Origin of the sequence: Mycobacterium marinum, from assembly GCF_003391395.1 — a bacterium.
Classification (GTDB): domain Bacteria; phylum Actinomycetota; class Actinomycetes; order Mycobacteriales; family Mycobacteriaceae; genus Mycobacterium; species Mycobacterium marinum.
This window is the reverse complement of sequence record NZ_CP024190.1, coordinates 5,351,680-5,370,481: the sequence shown is the minus strand read 5'-3', so window position 1 is coordinate 5,370,481 and position 18,802 is coordinate 5,351,680. Positions and strand designations below refer to the sequence as shown.

General features: G+C 67.7%; 18 protein-coding genes and 1 tRNA gene. 12 read left to right on the top strand and 7 right to left on the bottom strand.

Annotated features, from left to right (window positions below):
* Positions 1–6: 6 nt before the first annotated feature.
* Positions 7–1,155 (bottom strand): acyl-CoA dehydrogenase family protein, encoded by a 1,149-nt coding sequence (locus CCUG20998_RS22530; RefSeq protein WP_020729676.1) that lies wholly within the window; start codon positions 1,153–1,155, stop codon positions 7–9.
* Entirely contained in the window at positions 1,152–2,864 is a 1,713-nt protein-coding gene (locus tag CCUG20998_RS22525; protein ID WP_012396081.1) for an acyclic terpene utilization AtuA family protein, read from the bottom strand. Before CCUG20998_RS22525 ends, CCUG20998_RS22530 begins: the two co-directional genes overlap by 4 nt.
* Before the next feature lie 265 nt (positions 2,865–3,129).
* On the opposite strand from CCUG20998_RS22525, the gene rpmF reads away from it, so the two are divergent.
* From rpmF to CCUG20998_RS22500, 5 genes are all read left to right on the top strand, one after another.
* A complete protein-coding gene (gene rpmF, locus CCUG20998_RS22520; protein WP_012396080.1) occupies positions 3,130–3,303 on the top strand; it encodes a 50S ribosomal protein L32 in 174 nt (57 codons plus the stop codon).
* Between the two features lie 272 nt (positions 3,304–3,575).
* Complete coding sequence (gene mprA, locus CCUG20998_RS22515; RefSeq protein WP_020726450.1) at positions 3,576–4,268, top strand: two-component system response regulator MprA; 693 nt, start codon at positions 3,576–3,578, stop codon at positions 4,266–4,268.
* Positions 4,268–5,803 carry a HAMP domain-containing sensor histidine kinase gene (locus tag CCUG20998_RS22510; RefSeq protein WP_011742227.1) on the top strand — a complete coding sequence of 512 codons (1,536 nt, stop codon included), beginning with the start codon at positions 4,268–4,270 and terminating at the stop codon, positions 5,801–5,803. The genes mprA and CCUG20998_RS22510 overlap by 1 nt, the downstream gene beginning before the upstream one ends.
* A 99-nt stretch (positions 5,804–5,902) precedes the next feature.
* On the top strand, positions 5,903–7,342 hold the full coding sequence (locus tag CCUG20998_RS22505) for a S1C family serine protease (protein WP_081651053.1): 1,440 nt from the start codon (positions 5,903–5,905) through the stop codon (positions 7,340–7,342).
* A gap of 44 nt (positions 7,343–7,386) precedes the next feature.
* Complete coding sequence (locus CCUG20998_RS22500; RefSeq protein ID WP_020729680.1) at positions 7,387–7,884, top strand: MogA/MoaB family molybdenum cofactor biosynthesis protein; 498 nt, start codon at positions 7,387–7,389, stop codon at positions 7,882–7,884.
* Between the two features lie 19 nt (positions 7,885–7,903).
* On the opposite strand, the gene mscL is transcribed toward CCUG20998_RS22500, so the two are convergent.
* The 4 genes from mscL to CCUG20998_RS22480 form a co-directional block, all read right to left on the bottom strand.
* On the bottom strand, positions 7,904–8,359 hold the full coding sequence (gene mscL / locus CCUG20998_RS22495) for a large-conductance mechanosensitive channel protein MscL (protein WP_011742224.1): 456 nt from the start codon (positions 8,357–8,359) through the stop codon (positions 7,904–7,906).
* A 76-nt stretch (positions 8,360–8,435) separates the two neighbouring features.
* Entirely contained in the window at positions 8,436–9,110 is a 675-nt protein-coding gene (locus tag CCUG20998_RS22490; protein WP_094359110.1) for an SAF domain-containing protein, read from the bottom strand.
* Between the two features lie 66 nt (positions 9,111–9,176).
* On the bottom strand, positions 9,177–9,512 hold the full coding sequence (locus CCUG20998_RS22485; RefSeq protein WP_011742222.1) for an FmdB family zinc ribbon protein: 336 nt from the start codon (positions 9,510–9,512) through the stop codon (positions 9,177–9,179).
* Positions 9,513–9,586: 74 nt separating this feature from the next.
* Positions 9,587–10,180 (bottom strand): 5-formyltetrahydrofolate cyclo-ligase, encoded by a 594-nt coding sequence (locus tag CCUG20998_RS22480; protein WP_103654069.1) that lies wholly within the window; start codon positions 10,178–10,180, stop codon positions 9,587–9,589.
* A 77-nt stretch (positions 10,181–10,257) separates the two neighbouring features.
* On the opposite strand from CCUG20998_RS22480, the gene CCUG20998_RS22475 reads away from it, so the two are divergent.
* From CCUG20998_RS22475 to CCUG20998_RS22455, 5 genes are all read left to right on the top strand, one after another.
* Positions 10,258–11,175, top strand: a complete 918-nt coding sequence (locus CCUG20998_RS22475; RefSeq protein WP_012396073.1) for a UTP--glucose-1-phosphate uridylyltransferase — start codon at positions 10,258–10,260, stop codon at positions 11,173–11,175.
* Positions 11,176–11,226: 51 nt separating this feature from the next.
* On the top strand, positions 11,227–12,516 hold the full coding sequence (gene glp / locus CCUG20998_RS22470) for a molybdotransferase-like divisome protein Glp (protein WP_015357011.1): 1,290 nt from the start codon (positions 11,227–11,229) through the stop codon (positions 12,514–12,516).
* A gap of 22 nt (positions 12,517–12,538) precedes the next feature.
* The gene (locus CCUG20998_RS22465; RefSeq protein WP_020729684.1) at positions 12,539–13,192 is read left to right on the top strand and encodes a GNAT family N-acetyltransferase; all 654 of its coding nucleotides are present in this window, start codon (positions 12,539–12,541) and stop codon (positions 13,190–13,192) included.
* 206 nt (positions 13,193–13,398) lie between these two features.
* Positions 13,399–14,583 carry a divisome protein SepX/GlpR gene (gene sepX, locus CCUG20998_RS22460; protein ID WP_020729685.1) on the top strand — a complete coding sequence of 395 codons (1,185 nt, stop codon included), beginning with the start codon at positions 13,399–13,401 and terminating at the stop codon, positions 14,581–14,583.
* Between the two features lie 52 nt (positions 14,584–14,635).
* Positions 14,636–14,708, top strand: a tRNA-Ala gene (locus CCUG20998_RS22455).
* 109 nt (positions 14,709–14,817) lie between these two features.
* Here CCUG20998_RS22455 and CCUG20998_RS22450 read toward each other — a convergent pair.
* Positions 14,818–15,642, bottom strand: coding sequence for an FkbM family methyltransferase (locus tag CCUG20998_RS22450; protein WP_020729686.1), 825 nt, complete (start codon positions 15,640–15,642; stop codon positions 14,818–14,820).
* 293 nt (positions 15,643–15,935) lie between these two features.
* Here CCUG20998_RS22450 and CCUG20998_RS22445 point away from each other — a divergent pair, with 293 nt between their 5' ends.
* Both CCUG20998_RS22445 and CCUG20998_RS22440 read left to right on the top strand, forming a co-directional pair.
* Positions 15,936–17,321 carry a tyrosine-protein kinase domain-containing protein gene (locus CCUG20998_RS22445; RefSeq protein WP_020729687.1) on the top strand — a complete coding sequence of 462 codons (1,386 nt, stop codon included), beginning with the start codon at positions 15,936–15,938 and terminating at the stop codon, positions 17,319–17,321.
* Complete coding sequence (locus CCUG20998_RS22440) at positions 17,318–18,793, top strand: O-antigen ligase family protein (RefSeq protein ID WP_020729688.1); 1,476 nt, start codon at positions 17,318–17,320, stop codon at positions 18,791–18,793. Before CCUG20998_RS22445 ends, CCUG20998_RS22440 begins: the two co-directional genes overlap by 4 nt.
* Positions 18,794–18,802: the final 9 nt, after the last annotated feature.

Sequence of the window (18,802 nt, the reverse complement as noted above, 5' to 3'; positions counted from 1 at the left end):
TTGCAATCATGATTGATACCCCAGGAGTTTGGCGGCCAGTGCGGTCAGGATTTCGGTGGTGCCACCGCCAATGCCCAGGATTCGCATGTCCCGGTATTGGCGTTCGATTTCGGATTCGGCCATGTAGCCCATGCCGCCGAACAGCTGAACGGCTTGATTGGCTACCCATTCGCCGGCCTCGACGGCGGTGTTCTTGGCGAAGCAGACCTGCGCGATCAGGTCGTGCTCGCCGGCGAGTTGGCGCTCCACCACGCTGCGCGAGTAGACCCGGGCAACGTCGATGCGGCGGGCCATCTCGGCCAGCGTGTTCTGCACCGATTGGCGCGCGATCAGTGGGCGGCCGAATGTTTCCCGGTCGCGGCACCATTGCACGGTGATGTCCAGGCATCGCTGCGCGCTCGAATACGCCTGTGCGGCAAGCGCGATGCGCTCGGAGACGAACGCCTGCGCGATCTGGGCGAAGCCGCTGTTCTCGGCGCCGACGAGGTTGGCCGCGGGAACCCGCGCATCGGTGTAGGACAGCTCGGCGGTGTCCGAGGAGCGCCAGCCCATCTTGTCCAGCTTGCGGCTGACAACGAATCCCGGGGTGCCCTTTTCCACGACCAACAGCGAAACCCCGCCGGCTCCGGGGCCTCCGGTGCGGACCGCGGTGACCACGAAGTCGGCGCGTACTCCGGAGGTGATGTAGGTCTTGGCGCCGTTGACGATGAAGTGGTCACCGTCGCGCACCGCGCTGGTCCGCAGATGCCCCACATCCGAGCCGCCGCCGGGTTCGGTGATGGCCAGCGCGCCGATTTTGTCCCCGGCCAGCGTGGGCCGAACGAACTCCTCGATCAGCCGCTCATCGCCCGAGGCAATCATGTGCGGCACCGCGATACCGCAGGTGAACAGCGATGCGAAAACCCCACCCGGGGCACCCGATTGGTGCATCTGTTCGCAGATGATCACCGAGTCGGCGCCGTCGCCGCCGCCCCCGCCGGCGGATTCGGGCAGTCCTGCGCCCAACAGGCCGGCCGCCCCGGCGCGGCGATGCAGGTCACGGGGCAACTCGCCGGTGCGTTCCCATTCGTCGATGTGCGGTAGCACTTCCCGCTCGGCGAATGAGCGCACCGTCTTGCGCAACTCTTCGCGCTCGGGTGTGTTCCAGATGCTCATAGGAGGCTCTCCGGGATATCGAGGTGGCGGCTGCGCAGCCATTCGCCCAGCCCTTTGGCTTGCGGGTCGAATCGCGCCTGATAGGCCACGCCCTGACCGAGAATCCCCTCGATGACGAAGTTCAGCGCCCGCAGGTTGGGCAACGCGTAGCGGGTGACTTGCAGATCGGCCGCCTCGGGCAGCAGTTCCTTGAGCAGCTCCACGGTCAGCGTGTTGGCCAGCCAGCGCCACTGCTCGTCGGTGCGCACCCATAGTCCGACGTTGGCCGACCCGCCCTTGTCTCCGCTGCGGGCGCCGGCAATCAGGCCCAGCGGTACCCGTCGGGTCGGGCCGGTGGGCAGCGGATCGGGCAAGGCCGGGGGATCGACCGATTCCAGTTCCAGGGTCTCGGTGGCGCAGGGGATATCGGTGCGCGTGCCGTCGGCGTGCACGGCGATGTGTGGCACCAGCTTGGCGTCCACGTAGCCGGGCACGAACACCCCATACACCTGGCCGTCGCCCGGGGGCGCGGTCGAGGTGAATCCGGGATAGCTGGCCAACGCCAATTCCACCGCGGCCGAGGAGAATTTGCGGCCCACATTGGCGGGGTCGGGGTCACGGACCACGCAGTGCAGCAGGGCGCTGGCGGCTTCCTCGGTGTCGGCGTCGACGTGGTCGGTGCGGGCCAGGGTCCATTCCAGTTCGGCGGGTTTGACGGTCAGGGTGGCCTCGAGCTGGCGTTGCACGAGCTCGGCCTTGGCCTCGATGTTCAGACCCGTCAAGACGAACGTCATGGCGTTGCGGAACCCGCCGATGCTGTTCAGCGACACCTTCAGGGTGGGTGGGGGGGCTTCGCCGATCACGCCGCTGATGCGCACCCGATCCGGGCCATCGCTGGACAGTTGGATGGTGTCCATCCGGGCCGTCACGTCCGGATTGGCGTAGCGGGCGCCGGATATCTCGTAGAGCAGTTGTGCGGTGACGGTGTCGGGGCTGACCAGCCCACCGGTGCCGGGGTGTTTGGTGATCACCGAGGTGCCGTCGGCGCTGACCTCGGCCAGCGGGAAGCCGGCGTAGGTCAGATCGGGGACCTCGGTGAAGAAGGCGTAGTTGCCGCCGGTGGCCTGGACCCCGCATTCGATGACATGGCCGGCCACCACGGCGCCGGCCAGCTGGTTGTAGTCGGTGCGGCCCCAGCCGAAGTGCGCCGCCGCGGATCCGACGATCACCGAGGCGTCGGTGACCCGGCCGGTGACCACGACGTCGGCCCCGCTGTTGAGGCAATCGACGATGCCCCACGCGCCCAGGTAGGCGTTGGCTGTCAGCGGTGTGCCCAGGCCGAGTTCGGCCGCGCGGGGCGCCAGATCGTCGCCTTCCACGTGGGCGATGCGGGCGCCGATGCCCAAGCGCTCGGTTAGGGCCCTGATCGCATCGGCCAGCCCGGCGGGATTGAGGCCGCCGGCGTTGGCGACGATGCGCACTCCGCGCTCGTGGGCCAGTCCCAGGCAGTCTTCGAGCTGGGCCAGGAAGGTCTTGGCGTAGCCGCGCTCGGGGTTTTTCATCCGGTCGCGGCCCAGGATCAGCATGGTCAGTTCGGCCAGGTAGTCGCCGGTGAGGTAGTCCACCTCGCCGCCGGTGAGCATTTCGCGCATCGCCGAGAGACGGTCCCCGTAGAAGCCGGAACAGTTCGCGATGCGTACGGCGCCGGACGCATCAGAACGAGACGCCATCCGCGTCCTCCTTCATCGGGGTTACCGGTGGGCAGGGTTTGCCGGTGGGTGAACCAACCAACCGGTAGGTCAGCATAGCGGGACTCCTGCCACGGTGTGATACCCGCCTCACTCGGTACGCGAACACGGCGGATCCGGCGGTGCCCGGTTTTGGCAACCAGCAGGTCACCGACTATCGTTGAGGTCATTCGTCGCCGCTGTGCCGATTGGCCATGCCGTGCGACATGTTGAACCCGAAACCCCGACCGAGGAGTTAGGTCCGACCATGGCCACACCAAAGCGCAGGATGTCGCGCGCGAATACTCGAAGCCGGCGCTCGCAGTGGAAGGCCACCAAGGCCGAACTCGTCGGCGTCACCGTTGCCGGTCAGAAGCACAAGGTGCCTCGCCGGCTGCTCAAGGCGGCCCGGCTCGGTCTCATCGATCTCGACCGTCGATAGCCCGATTGCCCTGGGCCATCGCGCCTGGGTGTCTCTGTCCTCTTAGCGGCGGCTGCCGTCGCTGCTGAGAGGGCGCAACCCGGCCCCTTCCCAATGGGGCCAATGTGGCGGTTGTGATACGGCGCGGCATGACGGCCGTGCGGTGCATCGATGCCGGTTGCCCGGCGGCGCTGGCAAACCGTTGGTTATTGATCCCGATCAAATTGTGACGCTGTCGTCATTTCGGCGCGCCTCTCAGGCCGCTCTCAGGCGTTAGGACGAAACTAATGTCCGTGCGGATACTTGTCGTCGACGACGATCGCGCGGTGCGCGAGTCGCTGCGCAGGTCGCTTTCCTTCAATGGCTACACGGTTGAGCTGGCACACGATGGTGTGGAAGCTCTCGAGATGATTGCCAGTGATCGGCCTGACGCGTTGGTGCTGGACGTCATGATGCCGCGACTGGATGGCTTGGAGGTATGCCGTCAACTTCGCAGCACCGGTGATGATCTGCCCATTCTCGTGCTGACCGCCCGTGATTCCGTCTCCGAACGGGTCGCGGGGCTCGATGCCGGCGCGGATGACTACCTGCCGAAGCCGTTCGCGCTGGAAGAGCTGTTGGCGCGGATGCGCGCGTTGCTGCGCCGCACCAAGCCCGAAGACGACGAAGCCGCCGATTCGGTAGCCATGACGTTCTCCGACCTGAGCCTGGATCCGGTGACCCGGGAGGTGACCCGCGGGGCGCGGCGCATCAGCCTCACCCGAACCGAGTTCGCCCTGCTGGAGATGCTGATCGCCAACCCGCGACGGGTGCTGACCCGCAGCCGCATCCTCGAAGAGGTGTGGGGCTTCGACTTTCCCACGTCCGGCAACGCGCTCGAGGTCTACGTGGGCTACCTGCGGCGTAAAACCGAGGCCGAGGGCGAGCCGCGGCTGATCCACACCGTGCGCGGGGTGGGTTACGTGCTACGCGAAACGCCACCCTGATGGTGGGATTCCGTCGCGGACCGCGCGCACCGCTGCGTGCCACCAGCTCGCTGTCGCTGCGCTGGCGGGTGATGCTGCTGGCGATGTCCATGGTGGCGATGGTCGTGGTGCTGATGTCCTTTGCCGTCTATGCGGTGATCTCGGCCGCCCTTTACAGCGACATCGACAACCAGCTGCAGAGCCGGGCGCAGTTGTTGATCGCCAGCGGCTCGCTGGCCGCCGATCCGGGCAAAGCCATCGAGGGCACCGCCTACTCGGATGTGAACGCGATGCTGGTGAACCCGGGCCGGTCGATCTACACGGCCAACCAGCCGGGGCAGACCCTGCCGGTCGGGGCGCCGGAGAAAGCGGTGATCCACGGGGATCTGTTCTTGTCCCGGCGCACCGTGTCCGATCAGCGCGTGCTTGCGATCCATCTGCCCAACGGCAGCTCGCTGCTGATCTCCAAGAGTTTGAAACCGACCGAAGCGGTCATGACAAAGCTGCGCGCCGTGCTGCTGATCGTTGGTGGCGTTGGCGTCGCGGTCGCCGCCGTGGCCGGTGGAATGGTGACCAGGGCCGGGTTGCGCCCGGTGGGTCGGCTCACCGAAGCGGCCGAGCGGGTCGCCCGCACCGACGACCTGCGGCCCATCCCGGTTTTCGGCAGCGACGAGTTGGCCAGGCTTACCGAGGCATTCAACTTGATGCTGCGAGCGCTGGCCGAGTCCCGGGAACGGCAGGCGCGGCTGGTCTCCGACGCCGGCCACGAGTTGCGTACCCCGCTGACTTCGCTGCGCACCAATGTCGAGCTGCTGATGGCGTCGATGGAGCCCGGCGCGCCACGCCTGCCGGAGCAGGAGATGGTTGGCTTGCGCGAGGATGTGGTCGCCCAGATCGAGGAATTGTCCACGCTGGTGGGCGACCTGGTCGACCTGACCCGTGGCGATGCCGGTGTCGTGGTGCACGAACCCGTCGACATGGCCGAGGTGGTCGACCGCAGCCTGGAGCGAGTCCGGCGCCGTCGCAACGACATCCACTTCGACGTCGATGTCGTCGGTTGGCAGGTCTACGGCGATGCGGCCGGGTTGTCGCGGGCGGCACTGAATTTGATGGATAACGCCGCCAAATGGAGTCCGCCGGGCGGCCGGGTGGGCATCCGGCTGCGCCAGCTTGATCCATCGCACGCGGAGCTGGTGGTGTCCGACAACGGGCCGGGCATTTCCCCGCAAGAGCGTCGTCTGGTCTTCGAGAGGTTCTACCGGTCCACTTCGGCGCGGGCGATGCCGGGCTCGGGCCTGGGACTGGCCATCGTCAAGCAGGTGGTGCTCAATCACGGGGGATCGCTGCGCATCGAAGACACCGTTCCGGGCGGTCAGCCGCCCGGAACAGCAATCTGCATGCTGTTGCCTGGGCGCCCGATGCCGGATTCGGCCTACCCGGCGGCCCCCGATGACAAAAAGACCGAGCCCGTAGACACCCGCGGCGCCAATGGCGCGAACTCTCGGGGTTCGGCGAACGTTATCTCAGTGGATTCTCAGTCCGCGCGCGCAAGGTAGTTGTGCAGTTACTGTTGACCATCAAGCCCATGCAAGCAGCGCATGGCTGGAAAATCGAGGGCCAAACAAGCCCGAGCAGAGGAAGAGCGACTTAGCGACATGACGAATCACCCGAGGTATTCGCCACCGCCGCAGCAGCCGGGATATCGTACCGCGCCTAACCAGCCAGTGCCGCCCGCTTATGCCCAGGGGCCGCAGCAAAATTACAACCCGCAGTTCGACTGGCGCTATCACCAGTCCCGCCCGCAGCCGCGCCCGCCCTACGAGGGTGTGAGCGGTACCGGGCCGGGCCTGCTGCCGCCCGCCACCGGTCCGGGACCGATCCCGCCCGACACCGGGCCGGGCCCGATCCCTGGCGGCACGCGGCCGGGGCCGATTCCCGGCATGCTGCCACCGATGGCGCCCCCTCCCAACGTAATTCGCGAACGTCGGCCCCGGGCCGGAATGTTGGTCATGGGTGCGGTCGTGATCGCGGTGGTGTCCGCCGGTATCGGCGGTGCGGCCGCATCGATCATCGAACTCAACCGCTCGCCGGCAACGAGCAGCGGTCGTGAAATGGTCGCCAGCGGGGCTCCGAGTGTCCCCGCAGCAAACATGCCGCCGGGTTCGGTGGAGCAGGTGGCCGCCAAAGTGCTGCCCAGCGTCGTGATGCTGGAAACCGACGTGGGCCGCCAGTCCGAAGAGGGTTCGGGCATCATCTTGTCGGCCGACGGATTGGTCATGACCAACAACCACGTGGTGGCCGCCGCCGCCAAGCCGCCCGCCGGTGCGCCGGAGCCCAAGACCACGGTCACGCTCTATGACGGGCGTACCGCGTCGTTCACCGTGGTCGGGGCCGACCCCACCAGCGATATCGCCGTCGTCCGGGTGTCCGGGGTCAGTGGCCTGACCCCGATTGCGCTGGGATCGTCGGCGGACCTGCGGGTCGGCCAGCCGGTGCTGGCGATCGGTTCCCCGCTGGGCCTGGCCGGCACCGTGACCACGGGAATCGTCAGCGCCCTCAACCGTCCGGTGTCCACCACCGGCGAGGCGGGTAACCAGAACACCGTGCTGGATGCCATCCAGACCGACGCCGCGATCAACCCGGGTAACTCCGGTGGCGCGCTGGTCAACATGAACGCTCAACTGGTGGGCATCAACTCGGCCATCGCCACGCTGGGCGCGGACTCCGGCGATGCCCAAAGTGGTTCCATCGGCCTGGGCTTCGCGATTCCGGTCGACCAGGCCAAGCGCATCGCCGACGAGTTGATCAGCACCGGCAAGGCATCACACGCCTCGCTGGGCGTGCAGGTGACCACCGACAAGGGGGTCCCCGGCGCCAAGGTTGTCGAGGTGGTGCAGGGCGGTGCGGCCGCTACCGCCGGGTTGCCCAAGGGCGTTGTCGTCACCAAGGTCGATGATCGGGCGATCACCAGCGCCGACGCGCTGGTCGCCGCGGTGCGGTCCAAGGCGCCGGGTGACAAGGTGTCGCTGACCTTCCAGGATCCCGACGGCAGTACTCGTACCGTGCAAGTCACCCTCGGCAAGGCGGAACAGTGAACGCCGATGCACAGCTGTCCGACCTCGGATATAGCGTTGCACCCATGGAACAGGGTGCGGAGTTAGTAGTCGGCCGGGCACTCGTCGTCGTCGTGGACGACCGCACCGCGCACGGCGATGAGGATCACAGCGGGCCGCTGGTCACCGAGCTGCTCACCGAGGCCGGTTTCGTCGTCGACGGGGTGGTTGCGGTTGAGGCCGACGAGGTCGACATCCGAAACGCGTTGAACACCGCGGTGATTGGTGGGGTGGACCTGGTGGTATCGGTGGGCGGCACCGGTGTGACGCCGCGTGACGTCACCCCGGAGGCCACCCGCGAGATTCTGGACCGCGAAATTCTGGGCATCGCCGAGGCCATCCGGGCCTCGGGATTGTCCGCCGGAATCACCGACGCCGGGCTCTCACGTGGCTTGGCCGGGGTATCCGGGAGCACGTTGGTGGTCAACCTGGCCGGGTCCCGCTATGCCGTGCGGGACGGGATGGCGACGCTGAATCCGTTGGCCGCCCACATCATCGGCCAACTGTCGAGTCTGGAGATCTAGGCCCAGGCCCGGTGACGGGTCAGGTGTCCGCGCGGGGTCCGTAGTTCGGCGGGGGCGTCCCGGCTGTCCCCGGGGCCTCGTGCCGGCCGGACGAGTTGGAGTTCGTCTGTGCGAGCAAGTCGCGGATTTCGGTGAGCAGGACGATTTGGGCGTCGTCGGCCTGCTCGACCTCACCCTTCTTGCGCAACGTGTTGTAGGGCACCACCACCAGGAAATAGACCACCCCGGCGACCAGGATGAAGTTGATGGTGGCCGACAGCAATACGTTCAAGTCGATGCTCTGGCCGCGGCCGATGCCGATCTTCAAGATGCCTAGATCGGACTGCTCGTTGACGCCCACCCGGTTGATCAGCGGCGTGATGATGCTGTCGGTGAACCTGGTGACCAGCGCCGTGAATGCCGTACCGATGACCACGGCGACGGCCAGGTCGACGATATTGCCCCGCGAGAGAAACTCCTTGAACCCTTTGAGCATTGGGATGTCCCTTCAGGAATGGACCGAGACTGGACCGCGTTTGCTGTCGATCACCTGTGCAACGGCGGCGAGCTGCTCAGTGCAGGGTCAGGGTGAGAGTCTGCCCAAGCGCAGAGCCCGCCACCATGTTCGCCAGGCGAGCCGGCAGCGCAACCAACACTACGCGGTCAGCGTGCGTTTGTAGCTCCTGCTTGGCCGACACCAGCACGACGACGGCGTCGGTGGCCACGACCTTCGCGGCCGGTGGGGAGGGCTGATTGGCCGCCGGCGCGTCGGCGGGCGGCGCGGCCAGGACGTCCACGACGTCGCCGACCCGGATCAGATCGATCAGCGCACTGTCGGCCAGATGTAGCGGCACGACCCGGGCGCCGGGGCCGGCGGTGGACTCGGCCAGCCGGCTGCCCAGGATTCGGACGTCGGTGAGTACCTCGCCGCGCCGGGTGGGGCTGGCCAGTGTCGCCCCGACCAATGCGCCCACATCGGTTTGGGATCCGTCGGGAAGGGTTGCGGCCGAACGCGTTTCCAGGCGGACGTCCGCGGTGGTCAACGGTGTGCCCGGCGATAGGTCACGCGCGGCAACCACCACCTCGGAGAGGTTGGTGTCGGGGCTGGGCCACAGGGCGGCGACGGCGGCCAGCACGACCAGAACGCCCGCGACAACGCGGCGGGCCAGGACGGTCCGGGTCCACTCGGGACGCACCGACACCGCTATGCGGCTGAGCAGGGTTGGGTTCAGCGAGGGATCCGCCACGGTGCAAACGGTAGGCGGGTGGCGGGGCGGCGGGTGCCGGTCAGACGGCTCCCTGTGGATAACCCGCTAGCTCGAGGTGCTGGCTGCGGCCGGGGTGGCGCTGCTTGTCGACTTCTCCTTGGAGCTCGACGAAGTGCTCGACGTCTTGGCGTCGCTCGACCCGGAGCTGCTGGAAGATTCGCTCGACGACGACCCGCCGCTGGAGCTCTTCGATTTCTTCGTCGCTTCGCGGCTATCGGTGCGGTAGAAACCGCTGCCCTTGAACACGACGCCAACTGCGTGGAACAGCTTGCGCAGCCGACCGGAGCATTCCTCGCACGTGGTGAGCGAGTCGTCGGTGAACGACTGCACAACGTCGAAGCGGTTGCTGCACTCAGTGCACTCGTAGCTGTAGGTCGGCACAGAAACCTCCGGATTTGGTCAGTCTGGGTTAGCACTCTACCGTTTCAAGTGCTAGAACCGCCACGTGAGCTCGATCATTCCCGGTGTGGAAAGGAAATGACCCCGCGCTGGGGGGTAATCGCGTGCGTCATCCGCACGTCGTGCGGCTCCGAGGGCAACCGGTCGACCACCTCCTCGTCGCGCACGATCGCCAGCAGGCGGGCTTGCGGGTTGCGGTTGGTCAGGGACCGGTCGTAAAAGCCCAGCCCCTTGCCGAGCCGGACACCGTCGAGGTCGACGGCCAGGGCGGGCAGCAGCACCAGGCTGGCCTGGCCCACGGCCGAGTCCGGCAGCCAGGGCGCCGGCGGTTCCAGCAGTCCCCAGCGGCCGCGCACCAGCTCACCGGGCCGATACTCGCCCCACATCAGCGGCAGTGGGCCGTCGCCGTCGGTGGTGCGGGCGACCGGCAGCAGCACCCGCGCCCCATGCTGCAACAACACGTCGAGCATGGTGATCGAGCCCGGCTCGGTGCCGACCGGAACGTATCCGCAGACGGTGGCGCCACCGTCGATGACCTGCGCCAAGTGTGCGTCGAGGAGCAGGGCTTCGGCGGCGTGAACGTCGTCGGGGACCAGGCGCCGGGCCTGCCGCAGCCGCGCCCGCATCGCCGCCTTGTTCACCGACGTCATGGCCTCAACGATGACAGGTCACGATTTCTACCGGCCGGACCGACTCGGCGATTCCTGGCGAGGTTATCGTTTGAACGATGTCACAAGAAGTTGCGATCCCCTTTACGGCGATCGTTCCCGCTGCCGGCCTGGGCACGCGGTTCCTACCTGCGACCAAGACGGTGCCCAAGGAGCTGCTGCCGGTCGTCGACACGCCCGGTATCGAGCTGGTGGCCGCCGAGGCGGCCGCCGCCGGTGCCGAGCGGCTGGTGATCGTCACTTCGGAGGGCAAGGACGGGGTTGTCGCGCACTTTGTCGAGGACTTGGTGCTCGAGGGCACGTTGGAGGCCCGCGGCAAGACGGCCATGCTGGCCAAGGTTCGCCGGGCCCCGGCACTGATCAAGGTCGAGTCCGTGGTGCAGGCCGAGCCGCTCGGACTGGGGCATGCCATCAGCTGTGTCGAGCCGACGCTGTCCGATGATGAGGACGCCGTATCGGTGCTCTTGCCCGACGACCTGGTGCTGCCGACCGGCGTGCTGGAGACGATGTCGAAGGTGCGGGCCCGGCTGGGCGGCACGGTGTTGTGTGCCATCGAGGTATCCCCCGACGAGATCAGCGCCTACGGCGTGTTCGATGTCGAGCCGGTGCCGGGCGGGGAATGGGCGGCAAATCCCGATGTTCTCAAGGTCAAGGGGATGGTCGAAAAGCCCAAGACCCAAGACGCGCCGTCGATGTTCGCGGCCGCGGGACGCTACGTGCTCGACCGCGCCATCTTCGATGCGCTGCGCCGGATCGAGCGCGGCGCCGGGGGTGAAGTTCAGCTCACCGACGCGATCGCGCTGCTGATCGCCGAGGGGCATCCGGTCCATGTCGTGGTGCACCGCGGATCCCGACACGACTTGGGAAATCCCGGCGGCTACCTCAAGGCTGCGGTTGACTTTGCATTGGATCGTGACGACTACGGCCCGGATTTGCGGCGATGGTTGGTGGCGCGATTGGGCCTGACCGAGCAGTAGCCGAGCGGGTTGGGCCCAGCTCGCCCACTTGGCTCGACGGAAAGGCGCGCTGTGCGTTCTGTAGAGGAGCAGCAGGCCCGAATATCGGCCGCCGCGGTGGCCCCGAGGCCGATCCGTGTTGCCATCGCCGAGGCGCAGGGCCTGATGTGCGCCGAAGAAGTGGTCACCGAACGTCCCCTTCCGGGTTTTGATCAGGCCGCCATCGACGGGTATGCGGTGCGCAGCGTCGACGTGGTGGGGGTCGGGCAAGACCTCGCCTCCGGCGCCGCCGAGTTCTTTGTCGACGACGGCAGCGCTACCAGCCGTGATGCGGTCACGCTGCCGGTGATGGGCACCATCGAAGCCGGTGCTCGCACACCCACCAGGTTGCAGCCCAAGCAGGCGGTTCGGGTGCAGACCGGGGCCCCGTTACCGACGCTGGCCGACGCGGTCCTGCCACTGCGGTGGACCGATGGCGGAATGAATCGGGTTCGGGTGCTGCGCGGGGCGCCGTCGGGCGCCTATGTGCGCCATGCCGGTGACGATGTGCAGCCCGGTGACGTCGCGGTGCGCTCCGGCACCATCATCGGGGCCGCCCAGGTGGGGCTGCTGGCCGCGGTGGGGCGCGAACGGGTGCTGGTGCACCCGCGGCCGCGGCTGTCGGTCATGGCGGTGGGCGGGGAGCTGGTGGACATCTCCCGCACGCCGGGCAATGGGCAGGTGTACGACGTCAACTCCTACGCGCTGGCGGCCGCCGGCCGGGACGCCGGCGCCGAGGTGAACCGGGTCGGCATCGTCAGCAACGACCCCAAGCAACTCGGCGAGATCGTCGAGGGCCAGATCAACCGGGCTGAGGTGGTGGTGATCGCCGGCGGGGTGGGCGGCGCGGCCGCCGAGGCGGTCCGCTCGGTGCTTTCCGAGCTCGGCGATATGGAAGTGGTTCGCATCGCGATGCATCCGGGATCCGTTCAGGGGTTCGGCCAACTCGGCCGCGATCGGGTCCCGACGTTTCTGCTGCCCGCCAACCCGGTCAGCGCCTTGGTGGTGTTCGAGGTGATGGTTCGTCCGCTCATCCGGCTCTCCCTGGGCAAACGCCAACCGATGCGCAGGATCGTGCAGGCCCGCACGCTGTCGCCGATCACCTCGGTGGCCGGCCGCAAGGGCTACCTGCGCGGCCAGCTCATGCGGGATCAGGAGAGCGGCGAATACCTGGTACAGGCGCTGGGCGGGGCTCCGGGGGCATCCTCGCACTTGCTGGCCACGCTGGCCGAGGCAAACTGTCTGGTTGTGGTACCCACCGGAGCCGAACAGATTCGTACCGGCGAGATCGTTGACGTCGCCTTCCTGGCGCAGCACGGGTAGAGCGACCCACGGCAAGATCTTCGTGAACCTCATGCGCGCTGGGCAGCGCCATCCCGGTTGGCCGATGGATGTCGGTCCGCTGCGGGTTCGTGCCGGCGTGATCCGGCTGCGCCCGGTTCGAATGCGCGACGGCGCGCAGTGGAGCCGGACCCGGCTGGCCGACCGCGCTCACCTGGAACCGTGGGAGCCCAGCGCGGAGGGCGACTGGACCATCCGGCATTCGGTCGCGGCCTGGCCGGCGGTGTGCTCGGGGCTGCGCTCGGAGGCGCGCAAGGGCCGGATGCTGCCGTATGTGATCGAGCTGGACGGCAGGTTCTGTGGCCAGCTGACCGTCGGCAACGTGGTGCACGGGGCGCTGCGTTCGGCCTGGATCGGCTATTGGGTCGCCAGCTCGCAGATCGGTGGGGGAATAGCCACCGGTGCGGTGGCGCTGGGGCTGGACCACTGCTTCGGGCCGGTGGGGCTGCACCGGGTGGAAGCCACAGTGCGCCCGGAGAACGCGGCCAGCCGAGCGGTGCTGGCGAAGGTCGGGTTCCGCGAGGAGGGGCTGTTGCGCCGCTACCTCGAGGTGGACCGGGCATGGCGCGATCACCTGCTGGTTGGCCTCACCGTCGAAGAGGTCGAAGGGTCGGTGGTCTCGACGCTGGTTCGCGCGGGGCAAGCCAGCCGGCTCTGAGCGCCGGCGGCAAACCGGCCGGTGCGAATGGCGAAATCCCGCTGGCGGGAGCCCTAGGGAAAATTGGGGCTATCGCGACACGTGTGGCGTGTGGTGCTTGTGGGAGGCAAATTACAGGTGTGTAATTGCCCTTGGGCGCTTTTGACCCGGCCGCGTTGGCCACTGATGTGCCTCGCGGGGATCGGAACCGAAGAGAGCAGGTCACTATGCCAAGCATCCCGCAGTCGTTGTTGTGGATATCGCTGGTGGTGCTGTGGCTGTTTGTGCTGGTACCCATGCTGATCAGCAAACGCGAAGCGGTCCGTCGCACCAGCGACGTCGCCTTGGCTACCAGGGTGCTCAACGGGGGCGCGAGCTCGCGGCTGGTCAAGCGCGGCGGTCCGGCCGCCGGTCATCGCAGCGACCCTGACTGGAAACACCAGCGAGACTGGGACCACGACGCCCACGCCAATGACGACGACGAGGACGAGGACGACGCCGAGCCGGAAACCGACCAAATCCCGGAGTTGGCGCACGGCGATGACGAGGTAGCCCAGGACACGGGCAGCCAGGGTGCGGTCATCATGAAGGTGGCGGCCACCCGCGACGCCGCGGTCGACGAGCCCGACTACCTCGATGTCGATGTCGTCGAGGAAGACTCGGGTGTGCTCTGCCTGGGCCCCGGCGCTCGATCGGTGCAGGAGCAGCCGACGGCGCGGGCGGCCGGCACGGCGGTGACCGAGGCCGAACTCGACGGCGAAGAAGAGCCCGTTGACGAGCCGCAGCTAGCTGATGAGCCGGAATTGGCCGACGACTCCGAACTCGACACCGCGGAGCTCTTCGCGGCGCGCGCGGCCAACCACGAGCACGCCGAAGACGACTACGAATACCTGGACGACACTTCCGGTTTGGCGGCGCAAGCCGACGACGAAGAGGGCTACGAGCCGACGCCGAGGTACACCTCCGGTGCCTCGCGGCGGCGCCGATACGACACCAAGACCGCCGCAGCGGTCAGCGCTCGCAAGTACGCCTTCCGTAAACGCATGCTGGTGGCGATGGCAGTGGTGCTGGTCGGCTCGGCCATTGCCGCCTTCGAAGTGACGGCTGCCGCGTGGTGGCTCTGCTCGGCAGCCACCGTGGTGACGATGCTCTACCTGGCGTATTTGCGCCGCCAGACCCGCATTGAGGCCAAGGTGCGCCGGCGCCGGATGCAACGACAGGCCCGGGCGCGGCTCGGGGTGGAAAACACCCACGACCGCGACTACGACGTGGTGCCGTCACGGCTGCGGCGTCCCGGCGCGGTGGTGCTCGAGATCGACGACGAGGACCCGATCTTCGAGCATCTGGACTACGCCGGCCCGGTGCGCGGCTACGGCTGGCCGCGGGACTTGCCGCGCGCCGTCGGCCAGTAGGGGCAGGCGGTTCGGCCGTTGCGGCCGCGGCTGGTAGCCTGCATAGCGTTCAGGGGCTATGGCGCAGTTGGTAGCGCGACTCGTTCGCATCGAGTAGGTCGGGAGTTCGATTCTCCCTAGCTCCACAGATTCGCAGACTCGGTTCACAAGTGAGCGCCGAGTCGCGTGGCGGATGCCCCGGCCGTTGGCCGGGGTTTTTTCGTTCGGCCGGCGGTTACCGGGTGACGGCCCGGTCTAGGGGACGAAGACGAAATTGTTGACGTAGACGCCCCGGGGCGCCCAGCCATCCCGCGGGCCGCCGATGTTCGCCGGGTTCTGATGCCGGGCGACGTCGAACTCGGCGATCGGGCGCCGCTCGTCGCCGAGTTCGAAGAAGCCCCGGTACCCGAGTCCGCCCAACAGGGTGGTGATCTCGGCCACGGCGTTGGGGCGATGGCGTTCCTCGGCTTCCACCAGAATCGTCGGCCGGTTGCGCATGAGAGTGTCGGTGGCGCCCCGCAACACCGCCAGTTCGTGGCCTTCCACGTCGACCTTGATCAGGCCGACGTCGCTCAACCGCAGATCGTCGAGGCGCTTGACCGCTACGTCGATGCTTCGGATGCGGCCAGCCACATCGCCCAGGGCATTGTCGGTGTCTATCGTGCTGCGGCCCGGTTCGGACTCCACGACGCGCATGGACAGGCAACCGGGCTTGTCGGATAGCGCCACCGCTTCCACCCGCACCGCGGCGCCGACCGCGTCGAACATCGAGGCCAGCTCGCGCGCCTGGGCGGGCCGGGGCTCGAACGCGACGACCGAGCGTGACGAGGCCAGCATCGCGATGGCGAACTCGCCGACGTCGGCCCCGATGTCCACCGAGATGCGATCCGGATCGCACAGCGACGCGGCCAGCCGGACATCGGCGCGGGATTCCCCGAGGCGTTGCAGCACCCGGTACTTGCGTTGCCAGAAAAGACCCGGCGCGACGGTTCGGGCCACCGGAGCGAGCCACCGTTTGGTCCGGGCCGCGGCCGTCATCGGCGGCAGTCTTCCCTCGCGATCGTGAGCCTGGCGTCGCATCGGCATCTCCTACGGCCAAGCCATTGCCGGGCGGGAACGCGTCTGCGCCGCGGCTTGTCGGTGACACGCTACGCGAACCGGCGTGGTCAGCGCTGCGCGCTTGGCGGCCACCGCGCGGTGTCGGGGCTGGTCGAGGCTGGTCCGGATGTCGGTGCCGGGTCTGGGGGCAAGGACCGCCGTATCTCCTGCGCGACGGCGAGAATGCTGCATAATTCCAGAGGAATTCCCAGTGCGGGTGCCCAGGGAACGCGATCGGCCCTCTTTGTGTGGCGCCGGCTCAGAGGGGGTAATGGATGGATTTCCGCACCTTTGTTCAGACCCTCGCCAAGCGCTGGAAACTTGTGGTCGGCGCGCTGCTCGCGTGTCTGGCCGGCGCGACAGCCGTCACCGCATTCCAGACCAAGGTCTATCAATCCTCGGCCACCATCTTCATCTCGGTATCCGGGCAGACCGACGTCAACGACGTGTACTGGGGCGGGCAGGCCGCACAAGACCTGTTGTCGTCATATGCCGAGATCGCCGGGGGCCGTGAGGTGGCGCAACGCGCCATCAGTCAGCTGCAGCTGCCGATCAGCCCCGAAGCTCTGGTGCAGCAGACCCAGGTGAAATACACGCCGAAATCAATGCTGTTCACCATCGCGGTTTCCGACACCGATCCAAAGCGCGCCGCGTTGCTCGCCGGGGGCATGGCCGATTCGTTCGCCACGCTGGTTGGGACGCTCGGTTCGGGCCCGCGCGCACTCGGCGCCGAACCGCAGCAGCAGGCGCCGCCCACCGCGCCGATGGCCAGGGTGACGGTGGTCAAGCGGGCCGAGGTGCCCGTTCGTCCCAGCCGGCCGCTGCCCAAGCGCAACTTGGTGATGGGGCTTGCGGCCGGGGTGCTGCTCGGGATCGCGGTGGCGCTGGCCCGTGAGGCCAGTGATCGCACCGTGCATAGCCGCCGGCAGCTCGACCAGCTTTCGGGTCTGCCGACGTTGGCCGAGCTTCCCGGCCGGCGCGGCGGCGTGCCGCAGTTCGGTACCGACGCCGCCATCGACGATGCGGTGCGCGGGCTGCGTACCCGCCTGCTGCGGGCGATGGGGCCGCAGGCCCGCCGCCTGGTGGTGGCGGCGCCGTTCGCCGGCGAGGGAACCACGACCACCGCGCTGAATCTCTCACTGTCCTTGGCCGAACTCGGTGAAGACGTACTTTTGGTCGAGGGCGACACCCGTCGGCCCGTGATTGCCGGCTTGCTGAAGGTTGAATCGAGAGAAGGGTTGGCCAACGCGTTGGCCAACCCCGAGATCGCGCTGGAAGTCGTCAAGCCCACCCGGATCTCGAAGCTGTTCATTCTGGCGTCGCGAAGTGTCCGCCGCGAGACCGCGTCGGCCAACGCCTACCTGCCGGAAGTGATCGACAGCGTGCTGATGGATCTTTCGGCACGTTTTTCCCGCCTGGTGATCGACGGCCCGCCGGTGCTGGCCACCGCCGATACCGGTTTGCTGGCCGGGGCCGTTCAAGCCACGGTGCTGGTGGTGCGCGCGGGACGCACCACCGTCGATGAAGTTGACGACGCGCTGTCGGCGCTGCGCGCGGCCGGGGCGAACGTCGTCGGCACCGTATTGACCGACGCCCGAATTTCGCGCCACACCAGCGCCGCGGCCCGGATCTACCGCGGAAAGATAAGCGGGCTGTCGTGATCCTCTACCTGCCGCGCCGCTATCGCTTGGCGATGGGTGCGGCACTGCTCGCGGTGTTCTTGTTCGGATGTTTCGTTTTCGGCGTGCTGTCGGTGCGTCACACTGGCCAAGGCGTGATGTTGATCGCCGGGATGTTCAGCCTGGTCGTGTATTGGGCGAAACCCGAAGCGATGGTAGGGATCGCGCTGTTCTTGGCATTCGCGGCGCTGCCGGCAAGCCTGCACGTGGGCAAGGTCGTCGGCCCGGGCGTGATCTACGCGTATCAGGTGGCGTTGGTGCTGGCGATCTGCTACCTGATTCCACTGGTGCGACCGCGGGTCTCCGATTTCGTGCTGCCCGGCATCTTCGCGGTGGCGGTGCTGCTGTATGCGGTGGTCGGACTGGTGCTTGGACATCCCGACTGGGTGGTGATGCGGTCAGCGCAAAACCTGTTGGAGATGGCCGGCGGGTTCGTCTTGGCGCTGGTGGTCGTGTACGGCAATTACCTGCGGACGGCGATCGTCACGATGGTCGTGACGCTGTGGTTCTCGGCGGGCATGGCCATTGTCGGCTCGGTGCATGCGATCCGGCTGGCTGGCCGGGCGGAAAGCCTTGCCGAGACAACGGGAGCCGACCAGGCCCTGCGCATCATCTTGTCCGCACAAACACCGGCCACCGCCGTGCTGAGCGCATTGGTCGCCGCGGTGATCGTCGGCCGGGTCAAGCCGGCCTTCTTTGTCGCGCTGGGCCTGCCCGCGTTGATCATCGTGTTACTGGCCTTCGCCCGCCACGTGCTGATCTCGCTGGCGGTGGCCGCCGTCATCGCGTTGCTGGCCACCTTCAGCTGGGCGGCGCTGCGCCGCACCGCCACGCTTTTCCTGGTCGGCACCGCGGTTGTCGCGTTTTCGGTGCCGACCTCATTGTTTCTGCTGCAGCAGTCCAGGGCCGGGGCGTGGCTCGCCGATCAGTTCACCGCATTCAACCAGCGTGTGCTGCATGGCCTTTCTGGCGGCGCGCTCGCGGTCGACGAATCGACGCAAGATCGGCTGCGTGAAATCGACAGCCTCGACCGCGCGATCGCGGAAGCCCCGGTGTTCGGCCACGGCCTGGGCTACGCCTATCAGCAACCGTACGGAGATGACCCCGACGACTTCACGATGAAGGTCTACCCGACCTTCTCCCACAACTTCTATCTCTGGTGGCTGGCCAAGGCCGGGGCAGTGGGCATGGCGTTGTTTGCGATTTTCGCCCTGCCCCCGCTGTTCGGTGCGCTGCGCCGCGGGTCGGACCGCGCCAAGATCGGTGCGGCCACCAGCATCGCCATGCTGGCCATCTCCGCCATCTGGCCGTTGCCGGAGATGCCGGTGGACGCCCTGGGATTGGGCCTGGTCTTGGGATTGACGATGGGATTTGCCACGCAGCGACGCGCCGGCGCCGATGCCCAGGCCGCGGATACCGAGGCGGCGCCGGCGCCGGCTCGCGCGCCCGAGTGAACTCGGTCG

Excerpts from the sequence above, each read along its gene's own strand:
- CCUG20998_RS22530 (WP_020729676.1), bottom strand. The coding sequence starts at position 1,155 with ATGAGCATCTGGAACACACCCGAGCGCGAAGAGTTGCGCAAGACGGTG.
- CCUG20998_RS22525 (WP_012396081.1), bottom strand. The coding sequence starts at position 2,864 with ATGGCGTCTCGTTCTGATGCGTCCGGCGCCGTACGCATCGCGAACTGT.
- rpmF (WP_012396080.1), top strand. The coding sequence starts at position 3,130 with ATGGCCACACCAAAGCGCAGGATGTCGCGCGCGAATACTCGAAGCCGG.
- CCUG20998_RS22510 (WP_011742227.1), top strand. The coding sequence starts at position 4,268 with ATGGTGGGATTCCGTCGCGGACCGCGCGCACCGCTGCGTGCCACCAGC.
- CCUG20998_RS22505 (WP_081651053.1), top strand. The coding sequence starts at position 5,903 with ATGACGAATCACCCGAGGTATTCGCCACCGCCGCAGCAGCCGGGATAT.
- CCUG20998_RS22500 (WP_020729680.1), top strand. The coding sequence starts at position 7,387 with ATGGAACAGGGTGCGGAGTTAGTAGTCGGCCGGGCACTCGTCGTCGTC.
- mscL (WP_011742224.1), bottom strand. The coding sequence starts at position 8,359 with ATGCTCAAAGGGTTCAAGGAGTTTCTCTCGCGGGGCAATATCGTCGAC.
- CCUG20998_RS22480 (WP_103654069.1), bottom strand. The coding sequence starts at position 10,180 with ATGACGTCGGTGAACAAGGCGGCGATGCGGGCGCGGCTGCGGCAGGCC.
- CCUG20998_RS22475 (WP_012396073.1), top strand. The coding sequence starts at position 10,258 with ATGTCACAAGAAGTTGCGATCCCCTTTACGGCGATCGTTCCCGCTGCC.
- sepX (WP_020729685.1), top strand. The coding sequence starts at position 13,399 with ATGCCAAGCATCCCGCAGTCGTTGTTGTGGATATCGCTGGTGGTGCTG.
- CCUG20998_RS22450 (WP_020729686.1), bottom strand. The coding sequence starts at position 15,642 with ATGCGACGCCAGGCTCACGATCGCGAGGGAAGACTGCCGCCGATGACG.
- CCUG20998_RS22445 (WP_020729687.1), top strand. The coding sequence starts at position 15,936 with ATGGATTTCCGCACCTTTGTTCAGACCCTCGCCAAGCGCTGGAAACTT.